Source organism: Pseudaquabacterium inlustre, from assembly GCF_038066595.1.
Classification (GTDB): domain Bacteria; phylum Pseudomonadota; class Gammaproteobacteria; order Burkholderiales; family Burkholderiaceae_C; genus Pseudaquabacterium; species Pseudaquabacterium inlustre.
In genome coordinates, this window is sequence record NZ_JBBUTH010000011.1 from 86259 (window position 1) to 111936 (window position 25678).

At 72.3% G+C, this 25678-nt stretch carries 18 protein-coding genes; 10 read left to right on the forward strand and 8 right to left on the reverse strand.

The window, feature by feature from the left end; translation table 11 throughout:
- Positions 1-17 precede the first annotated feature (17 nt).
- From AACH10_RS23200 to AACH10_RS23225, 6 genes are all read left to right on the forward strand, one after another.
- Entirely contained in the window at positions 18-1325 is a 1308-nt protein-coding gene (locus AACH10_RS23200) for an ABC transporter substrate-binding protein (protein ID WP_341412925.1), read from the forward strand.
- A gap of 553 nt (positions 1326-1878) precedes the next feature.
- Entirely contained in the window at positions 1879-2787 is a 909-nt protein-coding gene (locus AACH10_RS23205; protein ID WP_341412926.1) for a carbohydrate ABC transporter permease, read from the forward strand.
- The gene (locus tag AACH10_RS23210; RefSeq protein WP_341412927.1) at positions 2784-3665 is read left to right on the forward strand and encodes a carbohydrate ABC transporter permease; all 882 of its coding nucleotides are present in this window, start codon (positions 2784-2786) and stop codon (positions 3663-3665) included. The genes AACH10_RS23205 and AACH10_RS23210 overlap by 4 nt, the downstream gene beginning before the upstream one ends.
- A gap of 9 nt (positions 3666-3674) precedes the next feature.
- Positions 3675-4778 carry an ABC transporter ATP-binding protein gene (locus AACH10_RS23215; protein WP_341412928.1) on the forward strand — a complete coding sequence of 368 codons (1104 nt, stop codon included), beginning with the start codon at positions 3675-3677 and terminating at the stop codon, positions 4776-4778.
- On the forward strand, positions 4775-6364 hold the full coding sequence (locus AACH10_RS23220; RefSeq protein WP_341412929.1) for a tryptophan halogenase family protein: 1590 nt from the start codon (positions 4775-4777) through the stop codon (positions 6362-6364). The genes AACH10_RS23215 and AACH10_RS23220 overlap by 4 nt, the downstream gene beginning before the upstream one ends.
- Positions 6361-7896 (forward strand): glycoside hydrolase family 30 protein, encoded by a 1536-nt coding sequence (locus AACH10_RS23225; RefSeq protein WP_341412930.1) that lies wholly within the window; start codon positions 6361-6363, stop codon positions 7894-7896. The genes AACH10_RS23220 and AACH10_RS23225 overlap by 4 nt, the downstream gene beginning before the upstream one ends.
- 31 nt (positions 7897-7927) lie before the next feature.
- Here the strand turns inward: AACH10_RS23225 and AACH10_RS23230 are convergent, their stop codons facing one another.
- Positions 7928-8866 carry a PEP-CTERM sorting domain-containing protein gene (locus tag AACH10_RS23230; RefSeq protein WP_341412931.1) on the reverse strand — a complete coding sequence of 313 codons (939 nt, stop codon included), beginning with the start codon at positions 8864-8866 and terminating at the stop codon, positions 7928-7930.
- A gap of 235 nt (positions 8867-9101) precedes the next feature.
- On the opposite strand from AACH10_RS23230, the gene AACH10_RS23235 reads away from it, so the two are divergent.
- Both AACH10_RS23235 and AACH10_RS23240 read left to right on the forward strand, forming a co-directional pair.
- A complete protein-coding gene (locus AACH10_RS23235; protein WP_341412932.1) occupies positions 9102-9911 on the forward strand; it encodes a fumarylacetoacetate hydrolase family protein in 810 nt (269 codons plus the stop codon).
- 28 nt (positions 9912-9939) lie between these two features.
- The gene (locus AACH10_RS23240) at positions 9940-12501 is read left to right on the forward strand and encodes a cation-translocating P-type ATPase (protein WP_341412933.1); all 2562 of its coding nucleotides are present in this window, start codon (positions 9940-9942) and stop codon (positions 12499-12501) included.
- Here the strand turns inward: AACH10_RS23240 and glcF are convergent.
- From glcF to AACH10_RS23270, 6 genes are all read right to left on the reverse strand, one after another.
- On the reverse strand, positions 12461-13717 hold the full coding sequence (gene glcF, locus AACH10_RS23245; RefSeq protein ID WP_341412934.1) for a glycolate oxidase subunit GlcF: 1257 nt from the start codon (positions 13715-13717) through the stop codon (positions 12461-12463). The genes AACH10_RS23240 and glcF overlap by 41 nt on opposite strands.
- A 4-nt stretch (positions 13718-13721) precedes the next feature.
- Complete coding sequence (locus AACH10_RS23250) at positions 13722-14378, reverse strand: class I SAM-dependent methyltransferase (protein ID WP_341412935.1); 657 nt, start codon at positions 14376-14378, stop codon at positions 13722-13724.
- 8 nt (positions 14379-14386) lie between these two features.
- A complete protein-coding gene (glcE, locus tag AACH10_RS23255) occupies positions 14387-15502 on the reverse strand; it encodes a glycolate oxidase subunit GlcE (protein ID WP_341412936.1) in 1116 nt (371 codons plus the stop codon).
- On the reverse strand, positions 15502-17037 hold the full coding sequence (locus tag AACH10_RS23260) for an FAD-linked oxidase C-terminal domain-containing protein (protein WP_341412937.1): 1536 nt from the start codon (positions 17035-17037) through the stop codon (positions 15502-15504). Before AACH10_RS23260 ends, glcE begins: the two co-directional genes overlap by 1 nt.
- Positions 17038-17712: 675 nt before the next feature.
- On the reverse strand, positions 17713-19374 hold the full coding sequence (locus AACH10_RS23265) for an L-lactate permease (RefSeq protein ID WP_341412938.1): 1662 nt from the start codon (positions 19372-19374) through the stop codon (positions 17713-17715).
- A gap of 214 nt (positions 19375-19588) precedes the next feature.
- The gene (locus tag AACH10_RS23270; RefSeq protein WP_341412939.1) at positions 19589-20482 is read right to left on the reverse strand and encodes a LysR substrate-binding domain-containing protein; all 894 of its coding nucleotides are present in this window, start codon (positions 20480-20482) and stop codon (positions 19589-19591) included.
- 142 nt (positions 20483-20624) lie between these two features.
- On the opposite strand from AACH10_RS23270, the gene AACH10_RS23275 reads away from it, so the two are divergent.
- Both AACH10_RS23275 and AACH10_RS23280 read left to right on the forward strand, forming a co-directional pair.
- Positions 20625-21341 carry a PEP-CTERM sorting domain-containing protein gene (locus AACH10_RS23275; RefSeq protein WP_341412940.1) on the forward strand — a complete coding sequence of 239 codons (717 nt, stop codon included), beginning with the start codon at positions 20625-20627 and terminating at the stop codon, positions 21339-21341.
- A gap of 56 nt (positions 21342-21397) precedes the next feature.
- Complete coding sequence (locus AACH10_RS23280; RefSeq protein WP_341412941.1) at positions 21398-24460, forward strand: AAA family ATPase; 3063 nt, start codon at positions 21398-21400, stop codon at positions 24458-24460.
- A 12-nt stretch (positions 24461-24472) separates the two neighbouring features.
- Here AACH10_RS23280 and AACH10_RS23285 read toward each other — a convergent pair whose 3' ends face one another.
- On the reverse strand, positions 24473-25675 hold the full coding sequence (locus AACH10_RS23285) for an FIST signal transduction protein (protein ID WP_341412942.1): 1203 nt from the start codon (positions 25673-25675) through the stop codon (positions 24473-24475).
- Between the last annotated feature and the right edge of the window lie 3 nt (positions 25676-25678).

The window sequence follows — 25678 nt, forward strand, 5'->3', positions numbered from 1 at the left end:
TGCCCGAGACCCGCCCCATGCCCTTGCGCCAATCCGCCCTGTATCCATCGTTCCTTCGCCGCGCGCTGTGCGTGCCCGTGCTGCTGGCCGCCTGCGCCACGGCGGCCCAGGCCCAGGGCACCAAGCCGGCCGCCGCGGCCACCGCTGCCAGCCCGGCCAAGCCCGGCCCGCGTGCCGAGGTCATCCACTGGTGGACCTCGGGCGGTGAATCGGCGGCTGTGCGCACGCTGGCCGAGGCGTACCGCGCCGCCGGCGGCACCTGGGTGGACATGGCGGTGGCGCTGGGCGAGCAGGCGCGCTCGGTGGCCATCAACCGCATCGCCGGCGGCAACCCGCCCACGGCCGCGCAGTTCAACACCACGCGGCAGTTCTTCGACATCATCGACCAGGGCCTGCTGAACCCGATGGACGAGGTGGCCCAGCGCGACGGCTGGAAGCAGTTTCTGCCCGAGACGGTGCAGGGTGTGATCCAGCGCAACGGCCACACCTGGGCCGTGCCGGTGAGCATCCACATGCCCACCTGGATCTTCTATTCCAAGGCCGCGTTCAAGCAGGCCGGCATCGCCGCCGAGCCGAAGAACGTGGATGAACTGTTCGCCGCGCTCGACAAGCTCAAGGCCGCCGGCCTGGTGCCGCTGGCCCATGGCGGCCAGGCCTGGCAGGAGAGCATCGTGTTCACCGCCATGCTCACCAACGTGGGTGGCCGCGAGCTGTATTTGAAGGTGCTGCGCGACCGCGACCCGGCGGCCATCCAGGGCGAGGCGATGAAGAAGGTGCTGCTGGCCTTCAAGCGCCTGCAGGGCTATGTGGACAAGGGTTCGCCCGGCCGGAACTGGAACGACGCCACGGCCATGCTGATCAGCGGCCGCGCCGGCGTGCAGTTCATGGGCGATTGGGCCAAGGGCGAGTTCGCGATGGCCGGCCAGCAGGCCGGGCGCGACTTCGGCTGCATCCCCGGCTTCGGCCCGGCCGCGCCCTACATCATCCAGGGCGATGTGCTGGTGTTCCCGAAGACGGCGCAGCCCGATGCCTTGAAGGCGCAGCAGCTGCTGGCGACCGTGATCACGCAGCCGGCGACGCAGGTGGCGTTCGCGATCCGCAAGGGCTCGATCCCGATCCGTACCGACGTGGACGCCAGCCGCATGGACATCTGCGCTCAGCAGGGCCTGGCCATCATGAAGGACAAGAGCCGCCATCTGGCCAATGGCGAGGTGTACCTGACGCCGGATCAGAACGGGGCGCTGAACGACATCCTGACGGCGTACTGGAACCGCAATATTGCGGTGGAGAAGGTGCAGAAGGACATGGCTTCGGCGTTGAAGTGAGTGGCTTTGCTGTGTTTGCCGACTTGCCTGTTGTCTTCGTTGCTCGTGGCACCGCGCCGGGAGTTCGCCCCGGCGGGCGACCCCCTTTCTTTTTCGCGAAAAAGAAAGGGGGGAAAGAAAAGCGCTTCCAAACTTTCCGACAACGCACAGCTGCTCTTCAAGCATCGAGGCGGGCGCCTCGCCCGCCCGGCGGGCTCGAACAGGCTGCCGGACGAGGGCTTGGCTCGGGATGCATTGCCGCCGATGGCATGGCCGTCGCATGGTGGGGCTCTGGCAGCTTCGTGCGCTGCGGCGGTCCTGACGCAAGTCTTGACCGGGGGGGCTTGGCCGTGGAGTGGCCCATTCCGTTTCCGGCTGGCTATGTTCGAGCCCGCCGGGCGGGCGAGGCGCCCGCCTCGATGCACCGAGCAGGATGCTCGGTGGTGTCGGAAAGTTTGGAAGGCGCTTCTCTTTGCCTACTTTCTCTTTCGCCGGAAAGAGAAAGTAGGTCGCCCGCCGGGGCGAAATCCCGGCGCGCTGCTGCAAGCCCAACAGGCCTTTGGAGAAGCGGGACATGACCGCGCCCACGGCACGAAAGCCCCGCCTGCGCACCATGGCCGCGTGGCTCGCCCTCATCCCCATGGCCGCCACCGTGCTGGTCGCCTACCTCGGCAGCACCCTCTGGACATTGCGCATGTCCGTCTCCGGCTCGCGCACTTTCCCGCAACAAGACTTCGTCGGCCTGGCGCAATACGAGCGCCTGTTCGACAACGCCCGCTGGCAACACGCCGCCGACAACCTGGTGCTCTACGGCCTGCTGTTCACGGCAACCGTCATCGCACTCGGCACGCTGCTGGCCATCGCCATCGACCAGCGCGTGCGCGCCGAGAGTCTGTGGCGCACGGTGTTCCTCTACCCGTACGCGCTGAGCTTCGTGGCCACCGGCCTGGTGTGGCAGTGGGTGCTGAACCCCGGTGACGGCCTGCAACGCGCCTTGCAGGAAGCCGGCTGGAAGAGCTTCAGCTTCGACTGGATCACCGACCCCGATCGCGTCATCTACTGCGTGGTGATCGCCGGCGTGTGGCAGGCCTCGGGCCTGGTGATGGCGCTGGTGCTGGCGGGGCTGCGGGGCATCGACGAAGACCAGTGGAAGGCCGCGCGGCTGGATGGCATTCCGGCCTGGCGGGTGTATGCGTCCATCGTGCTGCCGCAGCTGACGCCCACGCTGGCCACCGTGGGCGTGCTGCTGTCCACCACGGTGATCAAGCTGTTCGACACCGTGGTGGCCATGACCCAGGGCGGCCCCGGCACGGCCAGCGACGTGCCGGCCAAATTCATCATGGACCACCTGTTCGGCCGCGCCAACCTGGCCCTGGCCTCGGCCGGCGCCATCGTGCTGCTGCTCACCGTGCTGGCCATCGTGGCGCCGCTGCTGTACTGGCGTGCCCGTGGCCAGCGTCTGGCGGCGGGGGGGCATGCATGAGCGCCGTGATGGCCACGCCAAGACCAAGCCAAGTCAACGCGGGCAAGTGGGCGTCCTACGCCTTCCTGGCCAGCTGCGCGCTGTTCTTCGCGATGCCGCTGTACGTGATGCTGGTGACCTCGTTCAAGACCATGGACGAGATCCGGCTGGGCCAGCTGTTCGCCTGGCCCGCGGCACCCACGCTGCAGGCCTGGGCCGATGCCTGGGGAACGGTGTGCACCGGCCTGGCCTGCGAAGGCGTGCGCGCGGGCTTCTGGAACTCGGTGGCAATCACCGTGCCGGGCACGGTGATCCCCATCCTGCTGGGCGCGTTGAACGGTTATGCGCTGGCCTTCTGGCGGCCGCGCGGCGGGCAGTTCCTGTTCGGGCTGCTGATGCTGGGCGCCTTCATCCCGGTGCAGGTGATGGTGTGGCCGCTGGTCAAGATCGTCTCGGCGCTGGGCCTGTTCGGCTCGCTGCCGGGGCTGCTGCTGGTGCACACCGTGTTCGCCATGCCGGTGATGACGCTGCTGTTCCGCAACTACTACGCCGGCGTGCCGGTGGAGCTGTTCAAGGCCGCGCGCATCGATGGCGGCGGCTTCTGGCGCATCTTCGTGCAGCTGATGCTGCCGATGTCCACGCCGATGCTGATCGTGGCCGCCATCATGCAGATCACCGGCGTGTGGAACGACTACCTGCTGGGCCTGGTGTTCGGCGGGCGTGACCTGCTGCCGATGACGGTGCAGCTCAACAACGTGATCAACACCACCACCGGCGAGCGGCTCTACAACGTGAACATGGCCGCCACGCTGCTGACCTCGGCGGTGCCGCTGCTGGTCTATCTGGTGTCGGGGCGCTGGTTCGTGCGCGGCATCGCCGCCGGTGCGGTGAAGGGTTAGGTCTTGCAGATGTCTTCCGTCTCCTCTTCCACCACCTCGGCCGGCGTCAGCGTGCGTGGCCTGCGCATCCGCTTCGGCGCCAACGAGGTCATCCCCGGCCTCGACCTCGAGATCGAACCGGGTGAGTTCCTGGTGCTGCTGGGCCCCTCGGGCTGCGGCAAGAGCACGCTGCTGCACGCCATCGCCGGGCTGCAGGAGGTGGCCGACGGCCAACTGCTGATCGGCGGGCGCGACATGACCTGGGCCGACCCCAAGGACCGCGGCGTGGGCATGGTGTTCCAGAGCTATGCGCTCTATCCCACGATGAGCGTGGAGCGCAACATGAGCTTCGGCCTGCGCGTGGCCGGCCTGCCCAAGGCCGAGATCGAGCGCCGCGTGCAGCGCGCCGCGCAGATGCTGCAGCTGGGCCCGCTGCTGGCGCGCAAGCCGGCGCAGCTGTCGGGCGGCCAGCGCCAGCGCGTGGCCATCGGCCGGGCGCTGGTGCGCGAGGCCGGGGTGTTCCTTTTCGACGAGCCGCTGTCCAACCTCGATGCCCAGCTGCGCACCGAGCTGCGCCGCGAGCTGAAGTTGCTGCACCGCACGCTGGGCTCGACCATGGTCTACGTCACGCACGACCAGGTGGAGGCCATGACCCTGGCCGACCGCATCGTGGTGATGCGCGGCGGCCGCATCCAGCAGGTGGGCGCGCCGGGCGAGGTGTACGAGCGCCCGGCCAACCGCTTCGTCGCCGGCTTCCTGGGCGCGCCGGGCATGAACTTCGTGCCCGGCGTGTTCAATGCCAGCGCGCCGGGTGCGCAGTTCGAGGCGCCGGGCTGGCGCGTGGACCTGCAGGGCTACCGCTTTGCCGCCGCCGCACCGGGCGCCGGCGCGCCGATGGTGATGGGCGTGCGGCCCGAGCAGCTGCGCATCGCGGCCGACGGGCCGGTGGCGGGCAAGGTGCAGCTGATCGAGCCCATGGGCAACCACCAGGTGGTGTGGGTGGACGTGGCCGGCCAGGCCGTGGCCGTGCTGGACCACGCCGCGCTGCCGCTGGCCACCGACCAGCCGCTGCGCCTGGCGCTGGCGGCCGATCGCCTGAGCCTGTTCGATCCCGACACGGGGGCACGGCTGTGAACGGCGCGCCGATCCAATCCATCGTCATCGTCGGCGGCGGCACGGCCGGCTGGATGGCCGCCGCCGCGCTGGCCCAGGTGCTGCTGCGCGGGCGCGATGCCACGCTGCCGCCGCTGGGCATCCGCGTGGTCGAGTCCGATGAAATCGGCACCATCGGCGTCGGCGAGGCCACGATCCCGCACCTGCGCACCTTCAACCAGGCGCTGGGCATCGACGAGGACGCCTTCCTGCGCGCCACGCAGGGCACGTTCAAGCTGGGCATCGAGTTCGTCGACTGGGGCGGCCTGGGCCAGCGCTACATCCACGGCTTCGGCAAGGTGGGGCGCGACGAGGCCGTGGCCTTCCACCACCACTGGCTGCGCGCCCGTGCGCTGGGCCAGGCCGGGCCGTTGGGCGACTACTCGATCAACACCGCGGCGGCGCCGGCCGGGCGCTTTCTGCGGGCGCGGCCCGATCTGCCCGATTCACCGCTGGCCGACATCGCCCACGCCTTCCACTTCGACGCCGGGCTGTACGCGCGCTTCCTGCGCCAGCGGGCAGAAGGCCTGGGTGTGCAACGCACCGAAGGTCGCATCGTGCAGGTGCTGCAGCGTGCCGGCGGCGGCGTGGAAGAGGGCTTCATCGAGGCGCTGCAACTGGCCAGCGGCGAGCGCGTGGCCGGCGACCTGTTCATCGATTGCTCGGGCCTGCGCGGCCTGCTGATCGCCCAGACCCTGGGCGTGGGCTTCGACGACTGGGCACACTGGCTGCCCTGCGACCGCGCCGTGGCCGTGCCCAGTGCGCACCCGGCGGATGCGCCCCTGCTGCCGATGACGCGCTCGACGGCCCAGGCAGCAGGCTGGCAATGGCGCATCCCGCTGCAGCACCGCGTGGGCAACGGCCATGTCTACAGCAGCGCGCATGTCAGTGACGACGAAGCCGCCGCGCAGTTGCTGGCTGGGCTGGACGGCCCGGCGCTGGCCGAGCCCCGTTTCATCCGCTTTGCCGCCGGCAAGCGCCAGGCCGGCTGGACGCACAACGTGGTGGCGCTGGGCCTGGCCAGCGGCTTTCTCGAGCCGCTGGAATCCACCAGCATCCACCTGATCCAGACCGGCATCACGCGGCTGCTGAGCCTGTTTCCCGACCGCGGCTTCGAGCCGGCCGACGTGGCCGAGTTCAACGCCCAGATGGCGGCCGAGTACGAAGGCATCCGCGACTTCCTGATCCTGCACTACCACCTGACCCAGCGCGACGACAGCGCCTTCTGGCGCCATTGCCGCACGATGGACGTGCCGGCCAGCCTGCGCCGCAAGATGGCGCTGTTTGCCGGCCATGGCCGGCTGCAACGCGATGGGCAGGAGCTGTTCGCCGAGCTGAGCTGGCTGCAGGTGATGGTGGGCCAGGGCCTGCTGCCGCGCGGCCACCACCCGCTGGCCGACACGCTGCCGGCCGCCGAGAGCGTGGCCCTGGTGCAGGACACCGCGGCCGTGATCCGCAAGTGCGTGGCGGTGATGCCCACGCAGGCCGACTTCATCGCCGCGCACTGCGCGGCGCCCCGGGCCGATGCGGCGATGGCCGCGAAGCCCCTGCTGCAGGACATCCGATGACGCTGGCTTCTTGGCGCACCGTGGCGCTGTGCACCCCCGTGGCGCTGGTCGCCGCCCTGGCCGGCTGCGCGGCCACGCCGCCGGCCGTCACGCCCACCGCTGCGGTGTGGATCACCACCGGCGACAAGACCCAGCTGCTGGCGCGCAACGCCGATGTGCCGATCCGACGCGACGGTGTGGCCGATGCGGCCGATGCGGCGGGAACGCTGCAGATCAGCGTGGACGCCACGCAGCGCCACCAGCGCATGGCCGGCTTCGGCGCGTCGATGACCGATGCCTCGGCCTGGCTGATCCAGCACCGCATGAGCGCACCGCAGCGCGAGGCCCTGCTGCGCGAACTGTTCGGCCGCGCAGACAGCCGCGCAGACAGCGGCGCGGGCCAGCCCGGCGTGGGCTTCGACCTCACCCGCCTGACCATCGGCGCGTCCGACTTCTCGCGCCACCACTACAGCCTGAACGATCTGCCGCCGGGCGTGTCGAGCGACCCCGGGCTGACCCATTTCTCGCTGGCCCCCAACCGCGACGATGTGCTGCCGGTGATGCGCCAGGCGCTGGCCATCAACCCGGCCCTGCAGGTGATGGCCTCGCCCTGGAGCGCGCCGGCCTGGATGAAGACCAGCGGCAGCCTGATCAAGGGCACGCTGCGCGACGACGCCTACGGCCCCTTTGCCCGCTACCTGCTGAAGTACGTGGACGCCATGCGCGCCGAGGGCGTGCCGATCTTCGCGCTGACCGTGCAGAACGAGCCGCACTTCGAGCCCGACGACTACCCCGGCATGCGCTTGATGCCGCCGCAGCGCATCCGCCTGCTGGCCGATCAACTGGGCCCGCTGCTGAAGGCGCGCACTGAGGCACGCGTCGTCTCCCCGCAGATCATCGACTGGGACCACAACTGGGACGAGCCGCAATCGCCGCGCGCGGTACTCAGCGACCCCGCCGCGCGTGCCGTGGTCAGCGGCATCGGCTGGCACTGCTATGCCGGCGACGTGGCGGTGCAGGCCCAGTTGCAGGCCGAGTTCCCCGACAAGGACGGCTGGTTCACCGAATGCTCGGGCGGCGAGTGGAAGCCGCACTGGCCCGAAACCCTGCCCTGGCTGGCGCGCCATCTGGTGGTGGGCGCGGTGCGCGGCGGCGCCCGCGGCGTGCTGATGTGGAACCTGGCGCTCGACGAGCAGTTCGGCCCGCACAAAGGCGGCTGCAAGGACTGCCGCGGCGTGGTCACGATCGACAGCCGCAGCGGCGCCGTCACGCGCAACATGGAGTACTACGTGCTGGCCCATGCCAGCCGCTTCGTGCGGCCGGGCGCGCAGCGCATCGCCTCCACCGATGCCGCCGGCCCGGTGGATGCGGCCAGCGGCCCGGCGCTGCGCAGTGTGGCCTTCCGCAACGCCGACGACGGCTCGCGCGTGCTGGTACTCGTCAACTCGTCCGCTCAGGCCCAGGCCGTGGCGGTGCGCGATGAGGCCGGCCGGCGCTTCACCCAGGCCGTGCCACCGGCCAGCCTGGTGACGCTGACCTGGGCCGGCGAATAGCCGGCGCCTGGTCAACGCCGGCGCGGCGGGGTCAGGCCATGCGGCGCTGGCGCAGCGCGCGGCGCGCCGCCAGCAGCAGGCCGCCGCCGGCCAGCAGCAGCGCGCTGGCGGGCTCGGGCACCGGGGCCGTGGCGCGCAGTTCCAGGCGGGTGGCGTTCTCGCCGTTGAAGGCCAGGACGCTGCCCAGGCCGGTGAAGCTCGGGCTCAGCAAGGCACCGCTGGCGTCCGCGAAGTTGTAGCTGCCCGAGATCAGGCTGCCGCCCGGCGTACCGTGCGCCAGCGACAGCACCAGCTGCGCGGCGTTGGCCACCGGCGCGAGCGCGACCGTGGCGATGGGGGTGATGCTGCCCAGCGCGAAGTCCTGCTTGCGCAGTTGCAGCCAGGTGCCCTGGCCGTCGCGGAACACCGACAGCTCGGCATAGTCGTTGTTGTTCGAGAAGCCGTCGGTGAAGCGCAGGCCGAAGCTCTGGCCCACACCCGGCAGGCTGTCCAGCGACAGCCGGATCGACGCCGCGAAGCTGCGCGACTGCACGAAACCCTGCTGCCACTCGGCGTTGCTGGTGCCCAGCACCAGGCGCACCGAACGGCCCTGCTGGCCCAGCGCGTTGGTGGACAGCGCGGCGTGCGTCGCGTCCAGGTGCAGGGCGCTGTCGGCCTCCCAGGCCAGCGTCGCCGGGTCGATGCCCGCATCGGTGCCGCGCAACTGGTACAGCGCCGCGGTGGTGGTGCCGGTGTAGGCCGGGCCCACCAGGGCGTTGCCGTTGTCGAAGCCGTCGGCCAGCCAGCGGCTGTTGCCCAGCAGCCAGTCGGCGGACGTGCCGTCACGGTAGACGTTGAGCTGGGTGACGGTCATCACTGGCGTGGCCGCGGTGGCGGCGCTGCCGGCCAGCAGGCTGGTGGCCAGGGTCGCGGCCTGCACGGCGCGCGACAGCAGGTGCCGCGGCATGGCGCGGCCCGAACGAATGCACATGGTGCCTCCCTCTTGTGGAACAACACCGCGGCACTCCCCTGCCGCGGCGGGCGGATGCTACGCAGACTTGGCAGGCTCGCCGTAACCAGCCGTGTCCCCGCTTCAGGGGGCATGGCGCGTGACGGGCAGCCGGGGTGCCCTGTCGCAGGTCCGCCATCCGCGTGGATTCCCTCAGCCCGGGCCGTGCGGCGGGCCGCTACGCTGCGCCACTGCCCCGTCACGCTGGAGTCCTGACATGCCCGATGACATCGCCTTCCCGACGCCGCGCCGCACCTGGCTGGCCACCGGCGCCGCCGCCGCCAGCGGCGCGCTGCTGGGCTGCGCCACGCCGGTCACCGGCCAAGACCGGCCGGCCATGCCCTTCCAGGTGGCGCAGCCGGTGCTGCCCATCGTGGGCAGCGCGATGGTGTTTCCGGTGCGGCGCATCTACTGCATCGGCCGCAACTACGCCGCCCATGCGCGCGAGATGGGCAGCGACCCCACGCGCGAGCCGCCGTTCTTCTTCCAGAAGCCGTCCGACGCGATCCAGCTGCTGGTGCCCGGCACGGTGGCCGATCACCCCTATCCGTCGCTGACCAAGAACTACCACTACGAGGTGGAGCTGGTGGTGGCGCTCGGCAAGGGCGGGCGCAACATCCCGGCGGCCAGCGCGCTGGAGCATGTGTTCGGCTACAGCCTGGGCCTGGACATGACCCGGCGTGACCTGCAGCGCGCCATGGGCGACGAGAAGAAACCGTGGGAGATCGGCAAGAGCTTCGACCGCTCGGCGCCCATCGGCGCCATCCACCCGGTGGCCCAGGTGGGGCACTACACCGATGGCGCGATCTGGCTCAGGGTCAACGGCGTGACCAAGCAGAACGCCACGCTGCGCCACATGATCTGGAGCGTGGCCGAGCAGATCGCCAAGCTGTCCGAGGCCAACGAGCTGTTCCCCGGCGACATCATCTACTCGGGCACGCCCGAGAACGTGGGCCCGGTGGTGCGCGGCGACCTGATCGAGATCCACATCGATCGCCTGCCCGGACTGAGCATGCGCATCACCTGAGGACCGGCCGCCCGGTATGCTGGCCGGGATGCCTGAACCCTTTTCCGGCCCGGCCACCGATCCGGCCGGCCTGTGCACCGACGAGGCCGTGCGCCGCCTGGCCACCCAAGGCCCCAACGAGCTGCCGGCGCCACCGCGCCGCGGGGCTGCCGGCTTGCTGCGCGAGGTGCTGCTGGAGCCGATGTTCCTGCTGCTGGCGGCCTGCGGCGCGATCTACCTGGCGCTGGGCGACCGCCACGAGGCGCTGATGCTGCTGGGCTTCGTGGCCGTGGTGGTGGGCATCACGGTGGTGCAGAAGCGGCGCAGCGAGCGCTCGCTGGAGGTGCTGCGCGAGCTGTCCAGCCCGCGCGCGCTGGTGCTGCGCGACGGCCGGCCGCAGCGCGTGGCCGCACGCGAGCTGGTCACCGGCGACCTGGTGCTGCTGGCCGAGGGCGACCGCGTGCCGGCCGACCTGCGCCTGCGCGCGGCCTCGAACCTGGCCATCGACGAATCGCTGCTCACCGGCGAGAGCCTGCCGGTGGCCAAGCCAGTGGCGGGCGCCACGGCGCCGGTGCTGGCCTTTGCCGGCACCCTGGTCACGCAGGGCAGCGGGCAGGGCGAGGTGTGCGCCACCGGTCCGCGCAGCGCGCTGGGGCGCATCGGCGCCTCGCTGCGCGCCCAGCCGGCCGAGCCCACGCCGGTGCAGCGCGAGACGCAGCGCATCGTCACCTGGGTGGCCGCCGGGGGCCTGGCACTGGCGGCCGCGCTGGCCGGTGCCTGGGGCCTGACCCGCGGCGACTGGCTGCACGGCCTGCTGGCCGGGCTGACGCTGGCCATGGCCATCCTGCCCGAGGAACTGCCGGTGGTGCTGACCATCTTCCTCGGCCTGGGCGCCTGGCGCCTGGCGCGCGAGCAGGTGCTGGCCCGCCGCATGCCGGCGGTGGAGTTGCTGGGCGCCACCACCGTGCTGTGCGTGGACAAGACCGGCACGCTGACGCGCAACCACATGGCCGTGCGCCAGCTGTGGGCCGACGGCGCCGCTCGGCCCCAGGCCGCCGATGGCCCGCCCGGCCTGCCCGAGGCGGTGCATGCGCTGCTGGAGTACGCCGTGCTGGCCAGCCACCGCCGTGCCTTCGACCCGATGGAGCAGGCCATCGGCGAGGCCGGGCAGCACCACCTGGCCCGCACCGAGCACCTGCATGCCGACTGGACCCTGGTGGACGACTACGCGCTGTCGCCGCAGCTGCTGGCCATGTCGCGCGTGTGGCGCTCGCCCGACCGGCAGGACCTGCTGGTGGCGGCCAAGGGCGCGCCCGAGGCCATCGTCGACCTGTGCCACCTGCCGGATGCGCAGCGCGCCCACATCGCTGCCCAGGTGGCGCGCCTGGCCGCCGAGGGCCTGCGCGTGCTGGGCGTGGCGCGGGCCATCGCCCGGGCGGGCGCGCTGCCGCCGGGCCAGCACGACTTCGACTTCGCCTTCGTCGGCCTGGTGGGCCTGGCCGACCCGCTGCGCCCCGAGGTGCCGGCGGCCATTGCCGAGTGCCGGGCCGCCGGCATTCGCGTGGTGATGATCACCGGCGACCACCCGCACACCGCGCTGGCCATTGCGCGCCAGGCCGGACTGGACGGCGGCGCGCCACCGCTCACCGGCCCCGAGCTCGACCGCCTGGACGATGCCGCGCTGGCCGCGCGCCTGGCCGATACCTGCGTGTTCTGCCGCGTGCAGCCCGAGCAGAAGCTGCGGCTGGTGCAGGCCTTCCGCGCCCGCGGCGACACCGTGGCGATGACCGGCGACGGGGTCAACGACGCGCCGGCCCTGCAGGCGGCCCACATCGGCGTGGCCATGGGCGCGCGCGGCACCGATGTGGCGCGCGAGGCCGCCGCGCTGGTGCTGCTGGCCGACGACTTCGGCGCGCTGCTCACCGCGGTGCGGCATGGCCGGCGCGTGTTCGCCAACCTGCGCAAGGCCATCGCCTTCGTGCTGGCGGTGCATGTGCCCATCGTCGGGCTGTCGGTGGTGCCGCTGCTGCTGGGCTGGCCGATGGTGCTGATGCCGGTGCACATCCTCAGCCTGCAGCTGATCATCGACCCGGCCTGCGCCATCGTCTTCGAGGCCGAGCCGCTGGAGCCCGCGGCCATGCGCGCGCCGCCGCGCCCCGCCGAGGCCCGGCTGTTCGATGCGGCGCTGCTGTGGCGCGGGGGCGTGCAGGGCGCGGGCCTGCTGGGCCTGGTGCTGCTGGCCTACCTGCACGGCCGCACGGCCACCGGGCAGGACGAGGTGGCCCGTGCGCTGGCCTTCACGGTGCTGGTGCTGGGCAACCTGGCGCTGATCCAGGCCAACCGGCGCTGGGCGCCGGGCGGCGGCGCGGGCCAGCCCTGGAACCGCGCCTTCGGCTGGATCAGCGCCGGCACCGCGCTGCTGCTGGCCGTGGTGCTGTGCGTGCCGGCGGTGGGCCGGCTGTTCGCGTTCAGCACGCCGCCGTGGCCGCTGCTGCTGGCCGGCGCCGGCTATGCGCTGGCGGCGCTGGGCTGGTTCGCGATCAGCGGCCGCTGGGCGGCCCGCCGGGCGCTCAGGCCAGCGCCTCGTCCAGCCATTCCACCCAGTGCTTGACCGGCGTGGCCGTGCCGCTTTGCAGGTGCTGGATGCAGCCGATGTTGCCGCTGAGGATCACCGCCGGCTTCAGCTCGGCCAGGTGGCCCAGCTTGTCGTCGCGCAGCTGGTGGCTCAGCTCGGGCTGCAGCACGCTGTAGGTGCCGGCCGAGCCGCAGCACAGGTGGCTGTCCTGTGTGGTGGCGATGTTCAGGCCCAGGTCGCGGAAGGCGGCCTCCACGCCGCCCTTGAGCTTCTGCCCGTGCTGCAGCGTGCACGGGGGGTGGTAGCCCAGCGTGACGCCCTGGGCGGCGCTGACGCGCCGTTGCCCCAGCTTGCTCTTCAGCGTGGGCAGCAGGTCGGGCAGCAGCTCGCTCACATCGCGCGTCAGGGCGCTGATCCGCGCGGCCTTGTCGGCATAGTCGGGGTCGTGGGCCAGCGCGTGGCCGTAGTCCTTGACCGTCACGCCGCAGCCGCTGGCGTTCATCACGATGGCTTCCACGGCGCCGTGGCCGCTCAGGCCGGCCACATGCGGCCACCAGGCGTCGATGTTGCGCTTCATGTCGGCCAGGCCGCCGGCATGGTCGTTCAGGTGCTCGCGGATGGCGCCGCAGCAGCCGGCCTCGTCGGCCACCAGGGTCTGGATGCCGCAGGCGTCCAGCACGCGGGCGGTGGCCGAGTTGATGTTCGGCAGCATGGCCGGCTGCACGCAGCCCATCAGCATCAGCACCTTGCGCGGGTGCTCGCGCTGCGGCCACTGGCTGGCGCGCGGGTGCTTGGCGCCGGGCACCTTGTCCTTCAGCGTGCCGGGCAGCAGCGGGCGCACGGCGCGGCCCAGCGCCATGGCGGTGCCGAACAGCGGCGAGTTCAGGCCTTCCTTCAGCAGCCAGCGCACGGCGCGTTCCTTGGCCGGGCGCTCGACCTTCTCTTCCACGATGCGCCGGCCGATGTCGACCAGGTGGCCGTACTGCACGCCGCTGGGGCAGGTGCTCTCGCAGTTGCGGCAGGTCAGGCAGCGGTCCAGGTGCTGCTGGGTGGCGCGCGTGGGCGTGGCGCCTTCAAGCACCTGCTTGATCAGGTAGATGCGTCCACGCGGGCCGTCGAGCTCGTCGCCCAGCAGCTGGTAGGTGGGGCAGGTGGCGGTGCAGAAGCCGCAGTGCACGCACTTGCGCAGGATGGCCTCGGCGGCCTGCCCGTCGGGGCTGGCCTGGAATTCGGCGGCGAGATGGGTTTGCATGGGCTCAGGCCAGGGTGTAGGCCAGGATCCAGTAGTGGGTGTGGGCGATCCACTGCGCGTCGCGCGCACGCGGGCCCAACTGGGCGATGGCCTCGTCGGCGCTCGGGAAGTTCTTCAGCACCTCGTGCACCGAGCCATCGTCGAGCGTGCGGTCCTGGTAGGTGTTGCCCTCGGCATCGCGGCGGCTGATCGGCGTGCTGCTGGTCTGCACGTAGCTGTTGTCGAGGAACACCACGCGCGCGCCGGGCTTGAGCCGGGCGTGCAGGGCTTCGAGCCAGCCGCCCAGGCGCTCCAGCGGCACGTGGCTCCACCAGCAGCCGGCGAAGGCGCCGTCGAAGGTCTGGCCCTCGACCTGGGCGAAGCTGTAGGCATCCACCTCGGCGAACTGCACACTGGCCGGCAGGGCCTTGCTGCGTGCCACGGCCATGGTCTCGGGGTTCAGGTCGGTGGCCAGCCACAGCGCGGCGTCGCGCGCGCCGTGCGGCGTCCACCAGCCAGTGCCGCAGGCGATCTCCAGCACGCTGCGGCCGGCGAACTGCGTGGGCAGCCAGGCCTCCATCGCACGCAGGTCGTCCTGGCGTTCGGGCTTGAAGTACACGCGTTCGTAGTACGCCGCCCGCTCGCGGTAATACGTCGCCATGTCCAGCGTGATGTCGCGCATTGGGCGTGTCACTCCTCGGCGAACAGCCGGCCGCGGTTGAACAGCCGGTCGGGATCGAAGGCGTCCTTCAGGCGGCGGTGGATGGCCGCTACGGCCGGTGCCAGCGGCGTGAAGGCGCCGGCCGACTTGTCGCCCCCGGCAAAGGCCGTGGCATGGCCGCCCACGCGGGCTGCCGCCTCGTGCATCTTGGCCGCCGGCGTGGTGGTGGCCACCCAGCGCTGGGCGCCGCCCCATTCCACCAGGTGCTCGCCCGAGAACGGGATCACCGGCGCGGTCTGCGGCACCGACAGCCGCCACAGCGTGGCGCCGCCGGCCACGGCCTTGTGCGCGCCGACGAAGAACTCGTCCGCCTGGTCGCGCAAGCCCTGCCAGAACGGCGCGGCCAGGGCCTCGTCCACCACCTCGCCGCCCAGGCGTTGGCGGGCCGACTGCACGGCCGCCGCGGCACCACTCAGGCGCAGCACCAGCATGCCGCTCCACCAGGCGCTGGCGTTGATCGGCAGCGGCTGGCCGCCCCATTCATTGAGCTTCTTCAGCGCCGTGGCCTCGTCCCACTCGAAGCGCAGCGTGATGCTGGCCGGCAGCACCGGCAGCACCTTCAGGCTGACCTCGCAGATCACGCCCAGCGTGCCCATCGAGCCGGCCAGCAGCCGGCTGACGTCGTAGCCGGCCACGTTCTTCATCACCTGGCCGCCGAAGCTCATCAACTCGCCGCGGCCGTTCAGCAGCGTGGCACCCAGCACGTAGTCGCGCACGCTGCCCACGGCGGCACGGCTGGGGCCGGCCAGGCCGGCGGCGACCATGCCGCCCACGGTGCCCTGTGTGGCGCCGGACACCGTGAAGCGCGGCGGCTCGAAGGGCAGGCACTGGCCACGCTCGGCCAGCGCGGCCTCCAGCTCGGCCAGCGGCGTGCCGGCGCGTGCGGTGACCACCAGCTCGCTGGGCTCGTAGGCGCTGATGCCGGCCAGCGGTTTGACGTCCAGCGCCATGCCGCTCACCGGCCCGCCGTAGAAAGCCTTGGTGTTGCCGCCGGTGATGTTGAGCGCCAGGCGGTCGCTGCGCGCGCCGCGCACCTGGTCGATCAGGCGGTTCAGCGCCTTGTCGCGCTGCGCTTGCTCACTCATCAGAACCGCTCCAGTTCAGGGAAGGGCAGCAGGCCCTTCTTCACGTGCATCTTTCCGTACTCGGCACAGCGGTGCAGCGTGGGGATCACCTTGCCGGGGTTCAGCGTGCCGGCGGGATCGAAGGCGGCTTTCAGCGCCAGCATCTGCCCGCGTTCCTCGGGGCTGAACTGCACGCACATGCTGGCCAGCTTCTCCACGCCCACGCCGTGCTCACCCGTCACCGTGCCGCCCATGGCCACGCTGGTCTCCAGGATGTCGGCACCGAACAGCTCGCAGCGGTGCATCTGGTCGGGGTCGTTGGCATCGAACAGGATCAGCGGGTGCAGGTTGCCGTCGCCTGCATGGAACACGTTGCAGCAGCGCAGCTGGTACTTCTTCTCCATCTCGGCAATGGCGATCAGGATGTCGGCCAGGCGCTTGCGCGGGATGGTGCTGTCCATGCACATGTAGTCGGGGCTGATGCGGCCGCTGGCGGGGAAGGCGTTCTTGCGCCCGCTCCAGAACCGCATGCGCTGGGCCTCGTTCTCGCTGACGGTCAGCTGCGTGGCGCCGCAGCCTTTCAGCACCGCCAGCATGCGGCCGATCTCTTCTTCCACCTCTTCGGGCGTGCCGTCGCTCTCGCACAGCAGGATGGCCTCGGCCGTCAGGTCGTAGCCGGCGTGGACGAAGTCTTCCACCGCGGCGGTCATCGGCTTGTCCATCATCTCCAGACCGGCCGGGATGATGCCGGCGGCGATCACCGCGGCCACCGCGTCGCCGGCTTTGCGGATGTCGTCGAAGCTGGCCATGATGCAGCGCGCCACCTGCGGCTTGGGCGTGAGCTTGACCGTGACCTCGGTGATCACCGCCAGCATGCCCTCGCTGCCCACCACCACGGCCAGCAGGTCGAGGCCGGGTGCGTCCAGCGCATCGCCGCCGAACTCGATGGCCTCGCCCTCGACCGTGTAGCCGCGCACCTTCAGCACGTTGTGCACCGTGAGGCCGTACTTCAGGCAGTGCACGCCGCCGGAGTTCTCGGCCACGTTGCCGCCGATGGTGCAGGCGATCTGGCTGCTGGGGTCGGGCGCGTAGTACAGGCCGTAGCGCGCGGCCGCCTCGCTGATGGCCAGGTTGCGCACGCCGCACTGCACCACGGCCGTGCGGCTGACGGGGTCGACCTGGACGATCTTGTTGAACTTGGCGAGCGCCAGCGTCACGCCCAGCGCGTGCGGCATGGCGCCGCCCGAGAGACCCGTGCCGGCGCCGCGCGCCACCACCGGCACCTGCAGTGCGTGGCAGGCCTTCAGCACCGCGGCCACCTGGTCTTCGGTCTCGGGCAGGGCCACCACCAGCGGCCGCTCGCGGTAGGCGGTGAGGCCGTCGCACTCGTAGGGCACGGTGTCCTCGCTCTGCCACAGCAGGGCGTGGGTCGGCAGGTGCTTCGACAGGGCGGCCACCACCTCGCGTTGACGTTCTGCACGCGCGGCGCGGTCGACGGGTGCGGTGTCGGCGGCGGTCGCGGGCGTCAGGGCCGTGGCGGGCGTCGGGGCGTTCATCTCGGGTCTCCAGGGGTCAGGCGGGGGTGGCCTGACGGGTGGCGCAACTGTACGCACGGATTGCGGCCGTGTTGGCCGCCTGGGTGCAAAGCGGTTTTGCCTTTGGTGTGGGCAATGGGGTTCGTTGGCGCTGCGCGGCTTGGCTTTCCCATTTCTCGGTGCAGCCCGCCGGTCTCGCCCGGCTGGCGAGGTCCTTTCTTGTCGCGACAAGAAAGGACCCAAAGAAACGCTTCCAAACTTTCCGGCCACGCCCTGCTGCCCGTCCACCACCGAGGCGGGCGCCTCGCCCGCCCGGCGGGCTCGAACAGGCTGCCGGACAAGGGCTTGAACGAGGATGCGCGGCCGCCGATGGCAAGGCCGTCGGATCGCACCGCTCTGGCAGCCCCCGTGCCCTGCGGCGTTCCGCGCGCAAGTCTTGACCGGGGGGGCTTGGCCTGGGAATGGCCCAATTCGCTTCCGGCTGGCTATGTTCGAGCCCGCCGGGCGGGCGAGGCGCCCGCCTCGATGCCCGAAGAACAGCAGTGCGGTGTCGGAAAGTTTGGAGAGCGCTTTCTTTGCCCACTTTCTTTTCGCGAAAAGAAAGTGGGTCGCCCGCCGGGGCGAAATCCCGGCGCGCTGCAAGGAGCCATGGGAAGACCAGACCAGCGAAGCAGCACGCTCAAGACATCATGAAGGTCAGTGGATCACCATCAACGTGAACGGCCACACATACGCCTGCAGCGTCACGAACAAGCCCACCAGACAGGCCAGCGCGATCGAGTGGAAGAACACATAGCGCAGGATGTCGCCTTCATGGTTGAACCAGCGCGTGGCGGTGGAGGCCACCACGATCGACTGCGCATCGATCATCTTGCCCATCACACCGCCCGACGAGTTGGCCGCCCCCATCAGGTTGCCGCTCAAGCCCAGTTGCTCGGCCGCCACCTTCTGCATGCCCCCGAACAGCACGTTCGACGCCGTGTCCGAGCCGGTCATCGCCACCCCGATCCAGCCCATCAGCGTGCCGAAGAACGGATACAGCACGCCGGTGCCGGCAAAGGCCAGGCCCAGCGTGGTGTCGGTGCCCGAGAAGCGCGTGAGCGTGCCGAGTGCCAGCATCAGCACGATGGTCAGCAGCGAGGTGCGCACCAGCCACAGCGTGCGGAAGAAGGTGCGCACGATCTCCACCAGGCTGTAGCCCATCACCAGCGCGCCGACGATGGCCGACAGCAGGATGCCGGTGCCGGTGGCCGACAGGCCGTTCAGCACGTACACCGCGGCTTCCTTGTGCGGCTTGGTCACCACCGGCGGCACCTTCTCGATCAGGTTGTGCAGGCCGCCGATCGGGAACTTGGGCGCCCAGAGGTCGTTGAGCGCCGTCTTCACCGCCGGCAGGCCCCACACGAACACCGCCACGGTCAGGATCAGCCAGGGCGTCCAGGCGCGCAGCAGGGCCTGCGGGCTGTGCTTGACGATCACCGTGGCCGGCTTGGCCGTGCCGCCATCGGTCTCGTGGCCCTTCAGGCTGGGCGAGGTCCAGATCTTCTTGGGCTGCCAGAACTTCAGGAAGCCCACCAGGCACACCATGCTGACCAGGGCCGCGATGATGTCCACCAACTCGGGGCCGATGAAGTTGCTGACCAGGTACTGCGGGATCGCGAAGGAGAGGCCCGTCACCAGGATGGCCGGCCAGATCTCCCACATCGCCTTGCGGCCGGCAAAGGCCCAGATCAGCCAGAACGGCACCAGCAGGCTGAAGAAGGGCAGCTGGCGGCCGATCATGGCCGTCACCGCCATCAGGTCGTAGCCATGCACCTTGGCCAGCGTGATCACCGGCGTGCCGAGCGCGCCGAAGGCCACCGGCGCGGTGTTGGCGATGAGTGACAGGCCCGAGGCCGCCAGCGGGCTGAAGCCCAGGCCGATCAGGATGCCGGCGGTCACTGCCACCGGCGTGCCGAAGCCCGCCGCGCCCTCGAAGAACGCGCCAAAGCAGAAGGCGATCAGCAGCAGCTGCAGGCGGCGGTCTTCGGTGATGCCCGACAGCGAGTCCTGCAGGATCTTGAAGCTGCCGTTGCCTTCGGCCAGCTGCTGCAGGAAGATGATGTTCAGCACGATCCAGCCGATCGGCAGCAGGCCGGTCAGGCCGCCGAAGAAGGCCGCGTTGCCCGCCAGGCCCACCGGCATGCCGTAGCCGAACACCGCCACGCCGAAGGCCGCCACCAGGCCCAGGCCCGCGGCGATGTGCGCCTTGATATGCAGAAAGCCCAGCGCCACCAGCATCACCACCACGGGGATGGCCGCCAGCGCGGTCGAGATCCACATGTTGTGGAAGGGGTCGTACACCTGCTGCCAGATCATGGCCGTGTCTCCTCGCAAATCGGTTGGAATGGAGCGAGACGACACACCACCACGGCCGGCCCGCGGCGCACCGTGGTGCCCGCCCTGCCCGTGCGGCAGGGGGGCGGGGTCAAATCCGGCCGCGCCGGGGCGAGATGGTGCGTGGCAGCCCCATGTCGGGGCGTGAAATCTGGGCCGGTGCGGCGTGAAGCTTTTTCACGCGTTCAGCCGCTGTTCAGCTGCCGGCCAGCGCCCGTGTCAGCCAGTCGGCAAAGGCCTGGCACTCCCAGCGCGCCAGCGTGCCGGGCTTCCAGCACAGCCAGTGGTGGAAGGGCGAGTCCACCGCCCGGGGCGACAGGCGCACCAGGCGGCCGCTGTCCAGCCAGTCGGCGGCCAGTTTCAGGCGCGTCAGCGCCACGCCGAAGCCGGCGGCCGCGGCGTCCAGCATCAGGCCCACGTCGTTGAACTGCGCGCCTTCGCGCGGCTCGGGCAGCGCGATGCCGCAGGCCTGGAACCACGGGCCCCAGGGCACCAGCGGGCTGCGGATCAGGCGCACGCGCGCCACATCGTCGGCGGTCTCGAAGTGGCCGTCGAACGGGCCCACCTCGGCCTCGTAGGCCGGGCTGCACACGGGCGTGACCTGGTCGCTGAGGATGCGCACCTGCTCCACGCCGCTGTAGGGCCCGGTGCCGAAGCGGATCTCCAGGTCGGCCTCCTCGGCCTTCATGTCGGCCAGCGGAATGGCCACCTGCATCACCAGGTCCACCTCGGGGTAGGCATGGCGGAAGGCGGCCAGGCGCGGCAGCAGGATCTGGCGCGAGAAGGTGGGCGTCACCGCCAGGCGCAGCCGCGCCACCGCCGGGGCCGGCGCCTCGCGGCCGGGCAATTGGGCCAGCGCCTGCAGGCCCACGCGCACCTGGGCCAGGTAGGCCGCGCCGTCGGGGCTGAGGCTGTAGTCGCTGCGCGCGAACAGCCGCCGGCCCAGCTGCGATTCGAGCTGGCGGATGCGGTGGCTCACCGCGCTGGGCGTCACCGCCAGCTCGTCGGCCGCGCCGCTCACGCTGCGCAGCCGCGCCACGGCCTCGAAGGCCTGCAGGTTGGCGATGGGCGGGATGCGCGGGGCGGGCATGGCCGCACTGTAGCGGCAGCCGCATGCTGCCCTGCTGCCCCACGAACGGGGGGCCGGCACCGCCGCCTTTGAGACGGTGGGGAGACGGCGGCTGGCCAGCATGGTGGCATTCCAATCCCACGGCCTGAACGGCCCTCACGGCATGCGCCCCAACTCAACCGGCTTCCGCAGCCCCGCCCTGCTCACCGCTGCCCTGGCCATGGCGGCCGCCACCTCTGCCCAGGCGGCCGCACCGGTGTTCTTCGGCCCTACGGCCTACCTCTCGGCGGCCGACGTCCCGGCCGGCTTCTACGCCGGTGGGGTCGCCACCCTGCTGGAGACGCTGGAAGACCGCAGCCTCGATGCCAGCCTGGCCGCCAGCCGCGGCCTGCTGCTGGACGTTGGCTTTGCCGGCGCGCGCGATGCCGTGGATGCCGATGACGGCGTCATCGACGGCACCTGCGGGCCGCAGACCGCCGGCCGTTGCGTCAGCTGGTTCGATGGCGCCGGCAGCTTCGGCCTCACCTTCACCTACCAGGGCGCCGGCCCGCTGCCCACGGCCTTCGGCCTGGTGTGGACCGATGGCGGCGGCACCATCACCTTCAGCGCCGTGGGTGCCGATGGCCAGAGCCTGGGCAGCATCTCGGCCACGGGCATCGCGGACAACTCCTTCGGCGCCACCACGGGCGAAGACCGCTTCTTCGGCGTGCAGTTCGACGGCGGCATCCGCTCGATCCGCATCGCCAACAGCTCGGGTGGCATCGAGGTCGATCACATCCAGTACGGCACGGCGGCCGCCGTGCCCGAGCCCGGCAGCTGGGCGCTGATGCTGGGTGGCGGCCTGCTGCTGGCGCGCCGCCTGGCCCGGCGCGGGCGCTGAGCGGCCTGTCGCGCACGCCGGCGGCCGGCTCCGGGCTTGGGCGACACTGCGGCCCCATGCTGCGCCTGCTGCACGACGACCCCGCCTGGCTGGTGCCGGGCCAGCCCGCCCGGCCGCTGCCGCTGACGCTGCCGGCCGCGCTGCTGCTGGTGCTGGCCACGCAGCCCGGCTGGATGTCGCGCGAGCGCCTGGCCCTGGTGTTCTGGCCCGACGCCGCGCCGGCCGATGCGCTGCACCACCTGCGCATCAACCTGCACCGCGCCAAGCGCCTGCTGGCCGACTGGGGCCAGGACAGCGCCTTGCAGACCGAGCGCGCGCGCCTGCGGCTCGACCTGCCCACCGATCTGGACCCGCTGCGCCAGGCCCAGCAGCAGGGTGATGCGGCCGCGCTGGCCCGGCTGCAGCCCGAGCGCTGGCTGCCGCTGTGGCGCCTGCCGGGCTATGGCGGCTTCGGCCAGTGGTGCGACGAGCAGGCTGCGCAGTTGCAGGCTGACTGGCTGGCCGCCAGCGCCAAGGCCCGCCCGGTGGCGCCCGGCAGCCCGGCCGTTGCGGCCAGCGCCGCCGCCCCCCAGGCCGCCCCCCAGGCCGATGCCAGCCTGCCCGGCCGCGCCGCGCAACTGCACCGCCTGCGTGCCAGCCCCAGCCCGGCGCTGCTGCTGCTGGGCGAGCCCGGCGTGGGCAAGACCACGCTGCTGCGCCAGGTGTGGCCGCAGGCGCCCTGTCTGCAGGGGCTGGAAGGCCTGCAGGCCATGCCGTACCGGCCGCTGCTGGACGCGCTGCGCCCGCACATCCCGCTGCTGGAGCGTGCGCTGCGCCAGGGCAGCCACCCGCTGCGCCCGTACCGGCTCGACCTGGCCCGCGTGCTGCCCGAGCTGGCGCCCGACGAGGCCCTGCCGCCGCTGGACGCGCTGACCGCCCAGACCCGCCTGGCCGAGGCGCTGATCCGTGCCTTCGAGGCCATCACGCCGCTGCTGCTGGTCGACGACCTGCAGTGGTGCGACGCCGCCACCGTCGACTGGCTGCTGATGCTGGCCCACGGCGGCCGCCTGCGCTGGCGTGCCGCGGCGCGGCCGCACGAGATCGGCCCCTCGCTGGCCCAGGCGCTGGATGGCCTGCGTGCCGCCGTGCGGCTGGAAGACCTGGCCGTGCCGCCACTGGCGCCCGAGGCCCTGGCCGAGGCCTGCCGCGGCCGCTGGGACGCCGGCGCGCTGGACGCCGGGCAGCTGGCCCGGCTGCATGCGCTGAGTGGCGGCAACCCCTTCCTGGCCGGCCAGCTGGTGGCGGCCGGGCTGCCCTTGGCGGATGCAGCGGATGCAGCGGATGCGGCCGACGCGGCCGCGGCCACCGATGTCCTCGCCACCGCCTTGCCCGAGCGCGTGCACCAGGTGCTGCAGCACCAGCTGCGCCGCCTGGCGCCTGCGGCGCGCCACCTGGTGGAAGCCGCTGCCGTGGCCGTGCAGCCGCTGCCGCTGGCGGCGCTGCGCCCGCCGGCCACGGCCGCGCAGCGGGGCGCCGATGGCCGCTGCGATCCGGCCTGGGCCGCCGCCTGGGACCAGGCCGCGCGCCAGGCCGTGGACGCCGGCCTGCTGCGCCGCGACGGCGACGCGCTGGCCTGCCGGCACGACCTGATCCGCCAGTCGGTGGCGGCGCACCTGGACGACGCGCCGCGCGCCGCGCTGCACCGCCAGGCCGCGCTGTGGCTGGCCGAGCAGCCCGAGGCCGATGCGCTGACCATCGCGCTGCACTGGCAGGCCGCTGGCGAGCCGCAGACGGCGCTGGCCTGGCGCCACCGCGGCGCCGAGCAGCTGAAGGCGCGCGGCGGCTTCGAGGCCGCGCGTGCGCTGTGGCAGCAGGTGGCCGACGACTCGGTGGACGCCGCCCAGGCCCTGCGCGCGCGGCTGGAGCTGGCGGCGCTGGACCTGTTCGACGACCTGGCCAAGGGCCACCGCGCGCTGCAGGCCCTGCTGGCCCAGCTGCCGGCGGTGGCCGATGCCGCGCAGCGCCTGCAGATCGAAGGCCGCGTGCGCTCGGCGCTGGTGGACAACCGCGTCTTCTCGGGCGACCTGCCCGGCGCGCGCGAGCAGGCCCGCGTGCTGCGCGGCCTGCTGCCCACGCTGCCGGTGCGCGAGCGCATCGATGCGGTGGAGGTGCTGATCGAGCTGGCCATGCGCGAGCCCGACATCCCCGGCGCCTGGGCCCTGCTGGCGCGGCTGCGCGAGGACGCGCCGCGCCGTCCGGCGCTGCTGAGCTGGGAGGGCCAGATCCACTGGTTCGGCGGTCAGGCCCAGGCCGCGCACGACGCGCTGGCCCGCCTGCTCGACCGCCACCCCGAGTACTGCCGCGGCCTGACCATCGAGAACGACCTGGCCGTGATGCTGCAGGCCCTGGGCCGGCTGGACGAGGCCGAGGCCATGGTGCGCCGCAGCCTGGACAGCTGGCGCGGCGTGCCGCACACCGAGGCCCTGTCGCTGCTGGTGCTGGGCAGCATCCACACCAGCGCCGGCCGCCATGCCGCGGCGCGCCAGGCGCTGCAGCAGTCGCTGGCGCTGGCCCGCGCCCAGGCCAGCGCCGCCTTCGAGGCCGAGGCCCTGGTGCGCCTGGCGCGCAGCCTGCTGCGCGAGGCCGACCCGGCCGGCGCCCTCAGCGCGGCCGATGCGCTGGCCGCGGCCGCGCCGCTGGTGGCGCATGGCGCCGAGCCGATGCGCGTGTCGCAGCTCGTGCTGCTGCGGGTGCTGCTGCAACTGCGGCCAGGCGCGCCCGCCACCGATCTGGCCGCCGATCTGGCCGCCGACCTGCAAGGCCTGGACGCGGCCGTGGCGCGCAGCCCGCATCCGCTGGTGCACACCCGCGCCTGGCGCGTGCGCGGCGAGCTGGCGCTGGCCGGGGGGGATGCAGCCGCGGCCGAGGCCGCCGCCCTGCGCCAGGCCGAGCTGGCCAGCGAGGCCGGCCTGCCCGAGCCGCGCGTGGAGGCCTGGCTGCTGCTGCTGCGCGCCCGCCAGGCGCAGGGGGCCGACGCCACGGCGCTGTGGGCGCTGGCCCGCCAGGCCGAGGCCCTGGCGCGTGCGCATGGCCTGGTCGATCTGGCCGCCGATGCGGCCGCCTGGCTGGGCGAGGCCTGATCCGGGCGGCGGTCAGTCGGCGGTGAACACCGTCAGCACGCCGGTGTAGCCGTAGACATGGTGGCGGGCGATCTCGCCGCCGGCGAAGAAGCCCACCAGCGGCACATCGCCCAGCGCGTGCTGCACGATCTGCGCCTCGGCCGAAGGCCCGCCGAAATGCGGCCCGCCGCGGCCCGAGCACGACACGTAGACCGCCGCGGCTATGCGGCGTCCGGGCGCCTCACCCTGCGGTGTGGCGGGGGCTGCACCGGGCAGGGCCGGCACCGGCGCGTCGGCCTCCAGCTCGTCGCGGATCTCGGCGCAGATGCGCACCAGGTCGCGCCGCGCGGCGGCCACGTCGCGGCGGCAGAAGGCCAGCTGCTGGCCGGGCTGCACCACATCGGCGATGGCCACGCCCTGGCGCGCCGGGTCGATGCCGATCAGGTGGCGCACGCGGGTGTCGGCGCCGAACTGGCCGCCGCGCGACAGCATCGCGTCGTCGGCATCGCTGAGGCCGGCCAGCGTGGCGCGCAGCGCGGCCATGGCCTGCTGCGGATGTTCGAGGTCGACGCCCAGGTCGGCCAGCAGCAGCGGCAGCGCCGGCTGGCCGTCCAGCGCCAGCACCAGGTTGCGCTCGGCCGCGGTGACGCGCCGCGTCGGCCCGGCCGGCTGGCAGCCCTGGGTGACGCGCGACAGCAGCGGCACCCCGGCGGCAAAGGCCACGCCCGACAGCCCGCCCTCGAACACGCCGTCGGCGATGTGCAGGTTGCGCGAGCGTGACGCGGCCAGGCCGCCGAACAGGTAGCCGGCGCCGGTGCGCTCGGCCAGCTCGGTGATCAGCTCCTCCAGCTCGGGGGTGGCCGGATCGGCATGCACCAGGGCCGTGTCGGCGCGGGCCGCATCGAGTGGCTGGCGGCCGTTGAACAGGCTGAACTGCGCGGCCGGCAGGTCCAGCAGCATCAGCACCAGGGCCGGCTCGTCGAAGTACTCCACGCCGCTGGCCATCACGCCCACGCCCACGCCGCCGGCCCAGTGCACGCCGGGCCAGCGCCCGCGGGCATCGTCGAGCAGGGCCTCGGCCTGTGCGGCGTAGCGGTCGCTCAGGTACAGCAGGCCCAGCGTGGGCGTGAAGCCGCCAGGCCGCGCGGCGCGCTGCGCATCGGCCTGCGCGGCGGCCAGCGCCAGGGCCATGCGCGCGTCAGGGTGCGTGGCGTGGGCGGTGATGGCGGCTTGCATGGC